Origin of the sequence: Rhabdothermincola salaria (assembly GCF_021246445.1) — a bacterium.
GTDB classification, from domain to species: domain Bacteria; phylum Actinomycetota; class Acidimicrobiia; order Acidimicrobiales; family Acidimicrobilacustridaceae; genus Rhabdothermincola_A; species Rhabdothermincola_A salaria.
On record NZ_JAJQXW010000002.1, the window covers coordinates 742,733 to 754,693 of the forward strand.

General features: G+C 71.7%; 10 protein-coding genes and 1 tRNA gene. 3 read left to right on the forward strand and 8 right to left on the reverse strand.

Features of this window, described 5'->3' with window-relative positions; all coding sequences use genetic code 11:
• Positions 1 to 14: 14 nt before the first annotated feature.
• A complete protein-coding gene (locus LUW87_RS12690) occupies positions 15 to 992 on the reverse strand; it encodes a TIGR03564 family F420-dependent LLM class oxidoreductase (protein ID WP_232671543.1) in 978 nt (325 codons plus the stop codon).
• 4 nt (positions 993 to 996) lie between these two features.
• Positions 997 to 3,246, reverse strand: coding sequence for a xanthine dehydrogenase family protein molybdopterin-binding subunit (locus LUW87_RS12695; RefSeq protein ID WP_232671544.1), 2,250 nt, complete (start codon positions 3,244 to 3,246; stop codon positions 997 to 999).
• A 100-nt stretch (positions 3,247 to 3,346) separates the two neighbouring features.
• On the opposite strand from LUW87_RS12695, the gene LUW87_RS12700 reads away from it, so the two are divergent.
• On the forward strand, positions 3,347 to 4,327 hold the full coding sequence (locus LUW87_RS12700) for a hypothetical protein (protein WP_232671545.1): 981 nt from the start codon (positions 3,347 to 3,349) through the stop codon (positions 4,325 to 4,327).
• Positions 4,328 to 4,345: 18 nt separating this feature from the next.
• Here the strand turns inward: LUW87_RS12700 and thpD are convergent, their stop codons facing one another.
• From thpD to LUW87_RS12730, 6 genes are all read right to left on the reverse strand, one after another.
• Positions 4,346 to 5,233 carry an ectoine hydroxylase gene (thpD, locus tag LUW87_RS12705; RefSeq protein ID WP_232671546.1) on the reverse strand — a complete coding sequence of 296 codons (888 nt, stop codon included), beginning with the start codon at positions 5,231 to 5,233 and terminating at the stop codon, positions 4,346 to 4,348.
• The gene (locus LUW87_RS12710) at positions 5,230 to 5,643 is read right to left on the reverse strand and encodes an ectoine synthase (protein ID WP_232671547.1); all 414 of its coding nucleotides are present in this window, start codon (positions 5,641 to 5,643) and stop codon (positions 5,230 to 5,232) included. The genes thpD and LUW87_RS12710 overlap by 4 nt, the downstream gene beginning before the upstream one ends.
• Positions 5,640 to 6,926 (reverse strand): diaminobutyrate--2-oxoglutarate transaminase, encoded by a 1,287-nt coding sequence (ectB, locus tag LUW87_RS12715; protein WP_232671548.1) that lies wholly within the window; start codon positions 6,924 to 6,926, stop codon positions 5,640 to 5,642. Before ectB ends, LUW87_RS12710 begins: the two co-directional genes overlap by 4 nt.
• A 437-nt stretch (positions 6,927 to 7,363) precedes the next feature.
• Positions 7,364 to 7,867 (reverse strand): diaminobutyrate acetyltransferase, encoded by a 504-nt coding sequence (ectA, locus tag LUW87_RS12720; protein WP_232671549.1) that lies wholly within the window; start codon positions 7,865 to 7,867, stop codon positions 7,364 to 7,366.
• Between the two features lie 37 nt (positions 7,868 to 7,904).
• Positions 7,905 to 9,233: a magnesium transporter gene (mgtE, locus tag LUW87_RS12725; RefSeq protein WP_232671550.1), complete on the reverse strand. Its 1,329-nt coding sequence runs from the start codon at positions 9,231 to 9,233 to the stop codon at positions 7,905 to 7,907.
• Positions 9,234 to 9,502: 269 nt separating this feature from the next.
• On the reverse strand, positions 9,503 to 10,411 hold the full coding sequence (locus tag LUW87_RS12730) for a hypothetical protein (RefSeq protein WP_232671551.1): 909 nt from the start codon (positions 10,409 to 10,411) through the stop codon (positions 9,503 to 9,505).
• Between the two features lie 268 nt (positions 10,412 to 10,679).
• On the opposite strand from LUW87_RS12730, the gene LUW87_RS12735 reads away from it, so the two are divergent.
• Both LUW87_RS12735 and LUW87_RS12740 read left to right on the forward strand, forming a co-directional pair.
• Positions 10,680 to 10,753, forward strand: a tRNA-Thr gene (locus LUW87_RS12735).
• A gap of 359 nt (positions 10,754 to 11,112) precedes the next feature.
• A complete protein-coding gene (locus LUW87_RS12740; protein ID WP_232671552.1) occupies positions 11,113 to 11,868 on the forward strand; it encodes an SDR family NAD(P)-dependent oxidoreductase in 756 nt (251 codons plus the stop codon).
• Positions 11,869 to 11,961 lie beyond the last annotated feature (93 nt).

Here is an 11,961-nt window from a genome sequence, read left to right on the forward strand (position 1 = left end):
CCGGGTCGGGGCGCTCAGCGTCGGGCGAGGTCGGCCAGCAGCGTCAGCGTGCGGTCGTGGTTGGCGGTGCGTTCGGCGGGGTCGGCACCCACCCCGAAGGTCATGGCGGCCAGGTCGGTGACCCCGGCATCGGCGTAGGACGCCAGACGGGCGGCCACCTCCTCTTCGGTGCCGATGACGGCGACCTGCTCCGGGGCACCCGTCTCGCCCAGCGCCAGCACCCGCGCGTAGGTGGGGATCTCGCGGTACATGGCGTAGCGGCGGGCCGCCACCGCCAATCCCTCCTCCCGGTCCGAGCAGACCGCCACGGGCAGGCCGGCCACGACCCGCGGCAGCGGTCGCCCGACCGATTCGGCCGCCGCCGCGAGGCGAGGGACCACGTGGTCGGCGTGCGTGCGCTCGTCGCACATCCAGGTGATGGTGCCTGCCGCTCGCTCACCGGCGAGGCGCAGCATCAGCGGGGCCAGGGCGGCGAGCAGCAGGGGCACCGGACGGGCCCCGGGGACGGCCAGGATGGCCTCCACGGGAAAGCGCTCGCCCTCGTGGTGGACCCTCCCGCCCATGGCGCCGGCGGTGCCGTCGACCACCTCGCGCTGGGCCTGGTTGGCCGCCTCCAGCACGGCGACGTACTCCCGCACGTGGTGGATGACGCCGTCGTAGTCCGCGCCGTACCAGTTCTCGGCGACGCTGCGGTGGCTGGGACCGATGCCCAGCAGGAGCCGGCCGTCGCAGGCGGCCTGGGTGGTCAGGGCGTGCTGGGCGAGGCCGTAGGGGTGGTGGGACCAGGTGGGGACGACCGCCGTGCCGAGCTCGATGCGCGACGTCGCCCGGCCGGCGACGGCCAGGGCGGTGAGGGCATCGAGGCTCCAGGGGACGTGGGGTACCCACCCGGCGTGCAGTCCGTGCTCCTCGGCCCACACCGCCCGGGCCACGACGTCGTCGATGTCGGATCCACCCGGTCCCGTCTCGGCGACGAACAGTCCGATGCGCACCGGTTCAGAGCTCCTGGAGGGCCCGCCACACCCGCTCGGGCGTGAGCGGCATGTCGATGTGGCGAACGCCCAGGTGGGCGAGGGCGTCGATCACGGCGTTCTGCACCGCAGGGGTGGAGCCGATGGTGCCGGACTCGCCGATGCCCTTGGCGCCCAGGGGGTTCATGGGCGACGGGGTCTCCATGGGCACCCGCTCGAAGCTGGGCAGCTCGGCCGCCGACGGGACGGCGTAGTCGATGAGGGTGGCGGTGACGGGATTGCCGTCGGGGTCGTAGCGGACCTCCTCGAACAACGCCTGGGCGATGCCCTGGGCCAGCCCGCCGTGCACCTGCCCGTCGACGATGAGGGGGTTGAGGATGCGGCCGGCGTCGTCGCAGGCGACCATGCGGACCAGGTCGACCTGGCCGGTGTCGCGGTCGACCTCGACCACGGCGACGTGGGCGCCGAAGGGGAACGACGGCCCCCCGGACGAGAAGTCCGAGACGGCCAGCAGCTCGTGGGTGTCGGCGGTGTCGGCCACCGCGGCCCAGTCGACGCTGATGGCCGGGGTGCCCACCACGTGGAACGCGCCGGTCTCGGCATCGAGGACCACGTCGTCGACGGCGGCCTCGAGCAGGTCGGCGGCCCGGTCGCGGGCGAGGGCGACCAGCTTGCCGGCGGCGTCGTCGACCGACGAGCCCGCCACCTGCGCCGAGCGGGACCCGCCCGTCACCTCGCCGTGCGGGACCACGTCGGTGTCGCCGTAGACCACCTCGATGCGGTCGAGGGGTAGGCCGGTGCGCTCGGCGACGAGCATGGCCCAGGAGGTCACGTGCCCCTGGCCGTAGGGGTTGGAACCGGTGACCACCAGCGCGGTGCCGTCGGGGCGCAGCTGGACCGAGGCGAACTCCTCGCCCCCGGTCATGGCGGTGATCTCCACGTAGCAGCCCAGCCCGATGCCCAGGAGGCGGGAGTCGTCGGCCGCTCGGCGCCGGGCCTGCTCGGCCCGCAGGTCGTCGTAGCCGGCGGCGGCCAGCACCCGGTCGAGGGCGCCCTCGTAGTCGCCGCTGTCGTAGGTGGTGCCCATGGGGGTCTGGAAGGGGAAGGCATCGGGGGCCACGAAGTTGCGCCGGCGCACGTCGGCGGGGTCGAGGCCGGCTTCGGCGGCGAAGAGGTCGACGGCCCGTTCGAGGGCGGCGGCCGCCTCGGGCCGACCGGCGCCGCGGTAGGCGCCGGTGGGCGTGGTGGTGGTGGCCACCGAGCGCGAGCGGTACTCGACCTCGGCGATGTCGTAGACGCCGCTGGCCATGATGCGGGTGGCGAAGGGCAGGATGGCGCCCATCGTGGGGTAGCCGCCGGCGTCCTGGACGACCTCGAGGCGGTAGGTCGTGAGGTGGCCGTCGGCGGTGCCGCCCAGGGTGACGGTCTGGACCTGGCCTCGGCCGTGGTTCATGCCCACGAGGTTCTCCGAGCGGGTCTCGCTCCAGCGGACGGGCCGGTCGATGCGCCGGGCCAGCTCGCCGAGCAGCAGGGCCTCGGCAGGGATCTGGGCCTTGGCGCCGAAGCCACCGCCCACGTCGGGGCAGACCACCCGGATCTGCTCGGGGTCGAGCCCATAGGCCTCGGCCAGGGCGGTGCGCACCGGGTGGGGGCCCTGGCAGCCGATCTCGACCACCAGGCGGTCGTCCTCCCACCAGGCGAGGGCGCTGCGGGCCTCGATGGGGACCGGCGCCACCCGCTGGTTCACGGTGCGGGTGGTGACGACGACGTCGCAGTCGTCGAACGAGACCGGGTCGCCGTGGTGGTCGATGACCATGGCGGCGTTGGTGCCCGCCGCGGGGAAGAGCAGCGGTGCGTCCGGCTCGAGCGCGGCCTCGGGGTCGACGAGGGCGGGCCGCGGTTCGATGTCGACGATCACGGCCTCGGCGGCGTCGACCGCCTGGTTGCGGGTCTCGGCGACCACGGCGACGACGGGCTCGCCGACGAAGCGGACGGTGTCGGTGGCCAGCACCGGCCGGGTCATGGCCTGGTCGACGATGGCCAGGGGGACGAGGTCGGGCAGGTCGATGTCGGCGGCGGTGACGACGGCCAGCACCCCGGGCGCGGTGCGGGCCTCGTCGGTGTCGATCGACTCGATGTGGCCGTGGGCGACAGTGGAGCGGACGTACACCACGTGGGCGGCGCCATCGCGAACGATGTCGTCGACGTAGGTGCCGCCGTCGGTGAGCAGCGCCGGATCTTCGCGACGCAGGACACGGTGACCGAGGATGCTCATGGGCACCGACCGTACCGGGTGACGGCCATCACACGAGCCGGTTCATCTCGACGTCCGTCGTCCCAGGACGCACCGCGCCGGGGTGTGGCACGCTGGGCCCATGACGCCGCCGCCGACGACACCGAGCCCGCCCGTGGTGCTCGACCCTGCCGTGACCGACGTGGACCTCGTGCGCCGCCTCATCGACGAGCAGGCGCCCTACTGGCCCGTGCAGCGCTACTTCGCCAACAACGCCGAGTACGCCGCCCTCTCGGGGAACGCCCCCGGTGAGATGGTCGTCGCCCCGGTCTTCCGGGGGAACTGGGCCACCGAGGGCCAGGCCGTGCCGGGGGTCGATGCGATCCTGCACGACGAGCGGCTCGTCGACGCCGCCCGGCGGGTGTTCGGCGCCGCGGTCGTGCGCCCCCACACCGTCTACGTGAACCTCACGTGGCAGCTCCCGTTCGCCCAGGGCGCCGGTCACACCGACGTCCCTGCGTTCCGCGGGTTCGATCGGCGTGACTGGCCCATCTCGTTCCTGTCGATCATGGGCCTGTCGGGGCTCTTCGAGGACGTGAGGGTGAAGATCGCGACCGGGGTGGGCTGGTTCTACGCCGGAGAGGACGGCGGCTTCGAGTACTGGCCCGATGGTCCCGACCGCCCGTCGGTCATCCACGAGGGGGCGATCGACAACACCATGATCGTCGCCGACAACGACTTCATGTGGCACCGGGTGCGGCCCACTGGGCGCCCCGAGGACGGGATGCCCCGGCTCTCGTTGGAGAGCGAGCTCGTGAGGCGCAGCTCGTCGGAGTGGGCCATCGTCGACGGTACGACGACGGTGGCCGAGGTGCCCCGCGATCGGCTCCGGGTCAGCCTGTCGTGGAAGGCCGACGTCTTCCTCACCGACGACGACGCCCGCCGCCACGACGACCACAGCGACGACATCGACCTGGGTGGGGTCCTCGACCGGTTCGTGACCGACCTCCGCACGCGTGGCGTCGATCCCCGGCTGCCCGACGACCCCGTGCGGGACCCGGCCTTCATCGCGCTCCTCCAGGAGCACTACGTGCGGTACCCGTCGACGAGCTCCGCGGCCTGACCGGCCCAGCAGCGTGGCTTAGAGCGGCTCGAAGGTGCGGGCGCCGATGAACTCCGGGCGAGGGGCGGGCGCCGCGAAGGGCTCGACCACGGCGTTCTCGACGCTGTTGTAGACGAAGAAGACGTTGGTGCGCGGCAGCGGGGTGATGTTGCCGTTCGACCCGTGCATGACGTTGCAGTCGAAGTACACCGCCGAACCCGGAGGGCCGGTGATGGTCTCGATGCCGCCCTGGTCGACGAGGCGGGCGAGCACCTCTTCGCTGGGCACCCCGTACTCCTGGGCCCGCAACGAGCTCCGGTAGTGGTCGGCGGGCGTCTCGCCGGCGCAGCCCACGAACTCGCGGTGCGATCCGGGGATGACCATCAGCGAGCCGTTCCACGGCTCGTTGCGGGTCAGCGACAGCGAGAGGCTCACGGCCCGCATGCGGGGCATGCCGTCCTCCGCGTGCCACGTCTCGAAGTCGGAGTGCCAGTAGAACTCCTTGCCCCGGAAGCCCGGCTTGAGGTTCAGACGGCTCTGGTGCAGGTAGATGTCGGAGCCGAGGATCTGGCGGGCGGGACCGGCCAGGCGCGGGTCGGCCGCGAGGTCGGCGAACACCTTGCTCAGCTTGTGGACCTCGAAGATGGACCGGACGGTGTCGCCTCCGTGCTCGCGGATGATCCGCTCGTCGTCGCCCGGCACCGTGGCCAACAGCTGGGCGATCTCGTGCTCGATGGTCGCCAGATCGGCCGGCTCGACGAGGGCGTCGAACGCGAGGAACCCGTCCTTTTCGTAGGCGTCGACCTGAGCGGTCGAGAGGGGCCCGGCGTCGCGGTCACCCCAGACCACCGGCTCCTGGCGGGGCAGGGTGACCGGATCGGCGCTCGTGCGGGTCGGATAGAGCGACGGGGGCGCAGTGGTGCTCACGACACGACCTCCTCGGGCTCGTCGTCGACGGTCAACAGCGGGTACACACCGTCCTCGTCGTGGACTTCCTGCCCGGTGACGGGCGGGTTGAAGACGCACACGGCGCGGAACGTCTCGTGGATGGTCAGACGGTGCTTCTCGTGGCCGTTCAGGAGGTACATCGAGCCGGGCTCGATGCGATGCGACTCACCGGTCGCGATGTCGTCGAGGGTGGCCAGACCCTCGATGCAGTACACCGCTTCGATGTGGTTGGCGTACCACATCTCCGTGACGGTGCCGGCGTGCAGCACGGTGTCGTGCAGCGAGAACCCGACTCGGTCGCCGGCGAGCACGAAGCGTCGCGAGCTCCAGGTGGGCGCGTGGACGTCGCGGTCGGTGCCGACGATGTCGTCGAGGCGGCGGACGATCACGACGTCACCGCCTCGTCGGTCGGCACATCGACGTCGGCGCCGGTGCCCATGACCTCGGCCACCGAGGCGGCCAGGATGTCGAGGCCCTCGTTGAGCTCGGCCTCGGTGATGGTGAGCGCCGGCATGGCCTTGACCACCTCGCTCTCGGGCCCGGACGTCTCGAGCAGCAGGTGCCGCTCGAAGCAGGCCTTCACCACGGCGGAGGCCTTGTCGGGGTCCTCGAACACGAGGCCCTGGGCGAAGCCGCGGCCCCGGGTGTCGGTGCCCGGTGTGGTGCTCACGATGCTGAGCATGGCGCCCTCGATGAGCTTGGTCTTGGCCTCGACCTCGGTGGTGAGGACGTCGTCGGACCAGTACTTGCGCAGGCCGGCGGCGCCGGTGATGAAGGCCGGGTTGTGGCCTCGGAACGTGCCGTTGTGCTCGCCGGGCTCCCAGACGTCGAGCTCGGGGCGCAGGAGGGTGAGCGCCATGGGGAAGCCGTAGCCGCTGATCGACTTCGACAAGGTGACGATGTCGGGGGTGATGCCGGCCGGCTCGAAGCTGAAGAAGGGGCCGGTGCGCCCGCAGCCCATCTGGATGTCGTCGATGATCAACAAGATGTCGTTGTCGCGGCACAGCTCGCTGAGGCGACGCAGCCACTCGTAGCTGGCCACGTTGATGCCACCCTCGCCCTGCACCGTCTCGACGATGACCGCGGCGGGGAGGTCGAGGCCCGAGCCGGAGTCGGCCAGCAGGCTCTCGAAGTAGGTGAGGCCGCTGCCCTCTTCCATGTAGTTGCAGAACGGCATCGGCGTGGTGTGGGCCAGGGGGATGCCGGCGCCGCCGCGCTTCATCGAGTTGCCGGTGACGGCGAGCGAGCCGAGGGTCATGCCGTGGAAGGCGTTGGTGAAGCTGACGATCTGCTCGCGGCCCTTCACCTTGCGGGCCAGCTTGAGGGCGGCCTCCACGGCGTTGGTGCCGGTGGGGCCGGGGAACTGCACCTTGTAGTCGAGCCCGCGAGGGGTCAGGACGACCTCGTCGAACGTGCGCAGGAAGTCGGCCTTGGCCTTGGTGAACATGTCGAGGCTGTGCACGACCCCGTCACCGGCCAGGTAGTCCATCAGGGCCTTCTTGAGGTCCGGGTCGTTGTGGCCGTAGTTGAGTGCGCCCGCACCGGCGAAGAAGTCGATGTAGCGCTCCCCGTCGGTGTTCCACATGACCGAGCCCACGGCCCGGTCGAAGGTGGTGGGCCAGGATCGGCAGTAGCTGCGGACCTCGGACTCGTGCTCCTCGATGACGTTCATGAAACTGCTCTGCCTCCTTGTCCGGCGGGGTGTTCCCGCCGGTGCAGCACGCTGATGGGTACCTACCCGTCGGAGCGTCCGACAGCCACCATCGACAACGGTCGGTGACCTATGTCACCGACGCTCCGAACCTCGGTGCGGCGATGGCGGTGGAAAGACCCTGCGACCCCCGAGAGCCGACGCCCACCTCGACCCGTCGATCCAGCCGACGGAGAGCAGGCATTCCTCCCAAGAACCACACGTGGAGCCGCCTGGTGGGCGGACCACGGAGCCGCGTACCCCACGGGTACTGGTTGTGAGTGTGCCTCTTGACGGTACCGGGCGACGACCCTATGGGCAACAACCACGTGGCGTGACACTTCCCACGTCGCCGTGCACCCAGGGTGCTCGCCGCGAAAGCGTCGACGCCGACGTCCCCGACCTGCGGCGACGCGTGGTCAGGGGAGGGGGATGTGCAGCAGGTCCTCGGGTTCGTGGTCGTCGCCGAGGTGCTCGGGGCCGAAGAGCGGCGACACCGACACCTCCGATCCCCGCTGGCGGGCGAAGGTGCCGAACATGGCCAGCGACGCCTCGTTGTCATGGGTGACGGTGGCCTCGAGCGCAGTGAGGTCGCCGTGGCGGTCGACGAGGTGGTGCAGGATCCGCTGGCCCAGGCCGCGGCGGCGGGCGGCGGGGAGCACGGCGATCTGCCACACGAACAAGGTGGTGGGCACGTCGGGGCGGCGGTAGGCGGTGCAATAGCCCACGACCTCGCCGTCCATGCGGGCCACCGCAGTGGTGGCGGCGAAGTCCCGGCACCACAGCACATAGGCGTAGAGGGGGTTGACGTCGAGCCCGCCGGCCGCCTGGGCGGCCCGCCAGAGGGGAGGGCCGTCGGCGAGGGTCGGGGCGTCGATCTCGATGCCGTCGGTGGGAGCGTCGTCGGTGGGAGCGGTGGCCATGGCCTCCAGTCCTACCCGCTGGGGATCCGCCTCGCGTTCAGATGCCCAGCACGATCCGGGCGACGGTGAAGTAGATGATCAGGCCGGTGGCGTCGACCAGGGTGGTGATGAGCGGGGCCGAGACGACCGCCGGGTCGACGCCCGCCCGCCGGGCCAGCAGGGGCAAGGTGGACCCTGCGGCGGTGGCCCAGGTGCAGATGGCGACCAGGGTGATGGACACGACGAGGGCCAGATCGGGCTCGTAGATGAGGCTCACCGGGACGAAGGCGGCCAGGGCGAGCAGCAACCCGAGGAACAACCCCGTACGGGTCTCGCGCCACAGCACCCGGGGCAGGTCGGCGAGGCGCACCTCCCCGACGGCCAGGGCACGGATCACCGCGGTGGAGGCCTGGGCCCCGGCGTTGCCGCCGGTACCGATGAGCAGGGGGATGAACACGGCCAGGGTGACGACCTCGGCGAGGGTCGACTCGAAGATCTGCAGGACGTTGACGGTGAGGAAGGCGGTGAGGATCAGCACCAGCAGCCACACCGCCCGCACCCGGGCCAGACCCATGGCCGACGACGACAGGTAGGGCCGTCCCAACGGCACGCTGGCGCCCTGGATGGCGAAGTCCTCGGTCTCTTCGTCCTCGAGCACGCGCATGGCGTCGTCGACGGTGACCACGCCGACGAGACGCTGCTCGGAGTCGACCACCGGGAGGGCGATGAGGCCCTCCTCGCGCACCAGGCGCGCCGCCACCTCGCGGTCGGTGTCGGTGGTGACGGAGTGCACGTCGGTGGTCATCACGTCGCCGATGCGGGTGTCGTCGGGCGTGATGATCACCTTGCGCAGGCCGGTGATGCCGATGAGGCGACGGGCGTCGTCGAGCACCGGCAGGGCGTAGATGGTCTCGGCGTCGACGCTCTCGCGCCGGATGCGGGCCATGGCCTCGGCCACCGTCATCGAGGCCCGCAGCGACACGTACTCCGGGTTCATCATGCGCCCGGCGGAGTCCTCCGGGTAGCCCAGGAGCAAGGCGGTGGCGTCGCGCTCGTCGGGGCTGAGCTGGCTGATGAGGCGGGCGGCGACCCCGGCCGGCAGCTCGTCGAGGAGCCGGGCCCGGTCGTCGGCCTCCATGGCCTCGACCAGGCTGATCACCCGGTCGTCGCGCAGACCGTCGAGGACCTGCTGTTGGTCGTGCGGGTCGAGCACCTCGAAGACCTCGAGCGCTCGGTCCCGAGGCAGGAGGCGGAAGACCACGGCGGTCTCGGCCGGGCTGAGGCGGGTGAGCTCGTCGGCGATCTCGCGGGTGCCGGTGGCCTCGATCCAGTCGTGCAAGGCCTGGCTGTCGTCCGCCCGCAGCAGGTCGAGGTCCAGAGGTGGCATTGCGGGCTCCTGGAGCGGGCGGGGGCGTCCCGGCCGGCGCGCCGGCGAGGCCGGATCGGGTCGGCGGGACGCGGTGTGGACGGTGGGGGCGCCTGCTCGGCGCTCGGCGCAGGAGTCGCCAGCGGGCCGCGCAACCCTACCGGGCCGGCCCCGACCCTCGCGTCGAGCGGAGCACCCCGGGCGGTCGGCGCCGCGCTGGTCAGAAGGGCCGGTCGTCCGGCCCCTGACGAGGGGGGGGGAGACCGTTGCGCCGGCATTGCGACGGTGCGCTACTCGGCGAAGTAGGACCGCCCGAGGAGATCGACGGGGAGCCAAGCTTCCAACGATCGCGTCCAGAGCTGTCCGGACTCGGGGTCGTACTCGACCGGAAGCCGGACGCCCTCGGGTACGACGGCATCCAGCCGGAGCGTGTCGGCCACGAGAAGGCTGCCCACGGCGAGCCGGTCGAAGGTGATGATGCCGGCGCGCCCGGGGTCGACGCCGGCGGCGGCGGCGAGTCGCTGGCCTTCCTGGATGACGCCGGGGGTGCTGAGATAGACGGTCTCGCCCTCGGGGGTCGTGATCGGTTCCACGGAGATGACGTCGGGCACGCCGAGACGGTCGAGCTCGCGGGCGACCTCCCACTGGGCGACGATCGGCACCGGGTGCCGCTCCACGAAGTCCGCCGCAGCCTCGGCGATGGCCCGGTTGACCGGTCCGGGTCGGAGGGACTCGATCGGCGGCGGGGTGTCGGTGAGCCCCACGGGTGCGATGCCCGAGGCGGGGTCGATGCGAAAGCCCCACGAGAACAGCCAGAGCGAATCGATCTGCTCGTCGGCGGCACGGTCCGGGGTGTAGCCGAGGACAGGGCTGTCCTCGAGGTCGCCGTCGGTCGCCTCGATCAGCCTGTCCACGACGCCCTGGTCGAGCTCCGCCGCCACCGTCCGGGCGGCATCAGGGTCCTGGGTCTCGAGCGCGAGACGGCGCGCGAGCCTCGAGCGCGCATCCATGGCGGTGGGCTCGACGATGGTGGTGGTCGGTGCCTCGGTGGCTGTCGACACCGGGGTCGAGCCGCGCGTCCCCACGCCGTTGCCAGCGTCGTCCTCCCGGCCGGAGCTGTCGCAGGCGCCGAGGGCCACCACGACGGCGACGACGGCGGCACCGCTGCGGATCAGCCGGGCATGTGGTCGGCGGCGCATATCGGGCTACGACCTCGACCGCTCGGGTCGCTCGGTGCTGCTGTCGTCCATCCCGCTCCTCGATCGACCGGCCCGACCCATCGTCGCACCGATGCGCTCGGCGCCCCGGGGCGGGGAGAGCGGCGCATCCCGGACACCGCCGCGAACCGACATGTCGGGACACCTCGACTGGCTCGGAGCGCGAGCATCGATGTCGAGGCAGGCGGCTAGCGTTCGACCTCGCCCCGGTCGGGACCACACCGTCGTTGCCGGGGCCTCCGCAGCTCCCGCCCGAGTAGCTCAGTTGGTCAGAGCACCTGTCTTGTAAACAGGGGGTCCAGGGTTCGAATCCCTGCTCGGGCTCCGTGAGATCTTGCTCCGGTCGGCAAGCAGTGACATCCAGCTCCGGTCGGCGAGCCTCCCTTCGCCGCCGTCGGCGAAACCCCTACGTCTGCTGAGCCTCCGTCGCTGCGCTCCTTCGGCTGTCACTGCGGTCGGCAAGCCTCCTTCGGTCGCCTTCGGCGAAGCGCGCGCGCTGGCTGAGCCTCCTTGCTGCGCAGCGTCGGCTGTTGCCAGTCGGCTGACTCGGGCTGTCAGGTGGCGGCGGGCAGGCGCAGCGTCGCCGCCACACCGTGTCCCGACGAGCCCGCGAGGAGGGCGCCATGGCCTCCGAGCGGCTAGGCAAGGGGCATTCTCAGATGACGACACGGGGGGATCTACATATGCGACGGTTCGAGCAGAAGGTCGTGCTGGTGACGGGGGCGGCATCGGGCATCGGTCGGGCGACCGTCGAGCGCCTGGCGGAGGAGGGCGCCACGCTGGCCTGCCTCGACGTGCAGGCCGACGCCGTCGAGGAGGTGGCCGCCGCCGCTCGCCAGGCCGGCGTCGAGGCCCGGGCCTGGGTGTGCGACGTGGCCGACCAGTCGGATGTCGCCCGGGTGGTCGGCGAGGTGGTGGAGGCCTTCGGCCGCTTCGACGTGCTGTGCAACATCGCCGGCATCATGCGGACCAGCCACAGCCACGAGGTCCCCCGCGAGCAGTGGGACCTCGTCATCGGCGTGAACCTCACCGGCACGTTCCTGGTGACCGAGGCATGCCTACCCCACCTCCTCGAGAGCAGGGGCAACATCGTCATGGCCGCCTCGACCTCGAGCCTGTCGGGCCACCCCTACATGCTCGCCTACGCCGCCTCCAAGGGCGGGATCCTCTCGATGACCTACACCCTGGCGGTGGAGTACGCCAAGCGAGGTCTGCGGGTCAACGCGGTCGCCCCGGGCGGGATCGAGACCCCGCTCAGCGCGGCGACCGGCGCCATGCTCCCGCCGGACTCGGACTGGTCGCTCTTCGGTCGGATCTCGCCCGTCGACCAGAACCGGGGCCCCGACACGGTGGCGAGCACCATCGCCTTCCTCGCCTCCGACGACGCCGCCCACGTCAACGGCGAGTACGTCCGCGTCGACGGCGCCACCCTGGCTTGAGCAGGCCGTCCCCGACGTCGGGACGCCCACCCCATCCGCCGCCCACCGGTGTGAACCTGTCGGGGATCTCGCGCCACCTGTGGGCGCACGTCT

What these genes read in the sequence shown, in the direction of transcription:
- LUW87_RS12695 (WP_232671544.1), bottom strand. Translation starts at nt 3,246, where the DNA reads ATGAGCATCCTCGGTCACCGTGTCCTGCGTCGCGAAGATCCGGCGCTG.
- LUW87_RS12700 (WP_232671545.1), top strand. Translation starts at nt 3,347, where the DNA reads ATGACGCCGCCGCCGACGACACCGAGCCCGCCCGTGGTGCTCGACCCT.
- ectB (WP_232671548.1), bottom strand. Translation starts at nt 6,926, where the DNA reads ATGAACGTCATCGAGGAGCACGAGTCCGAGGTCCGCAGCTACTGCCGA.
- ectA (WP_232671549.1), bottom strand. Translation starts at nt 7,867, where the DNA reads ATGGCCACCGCTCCCACCGACGACGCTCCCACCGACGGCATCGAGATC.
- mgtE (WP_232671550.1), bottom strand. Translation starts at nt 9,233, where the DNA reads ATGCCACCTCTGGACCTCGACCTGCTGCGGGCGGACGACAGCCAGGCC.
- LUW87_RS12730 (WP_232671551.1), bottom strand. Translation starts at nt 10,411, where the DNA reads ATGCGCCGCCGACCACATGCCCGGCTGATCCGCAGCGGTGCCGCCGTC.
- LUW87_RS12740 (WP_232671552.1), top strand. Translation starts at nt 11,113, where the DNA reads ATGCGACGGTTCGAGCAGAAGGTCGTGCTGGTGACGGGGGCGGCATCG.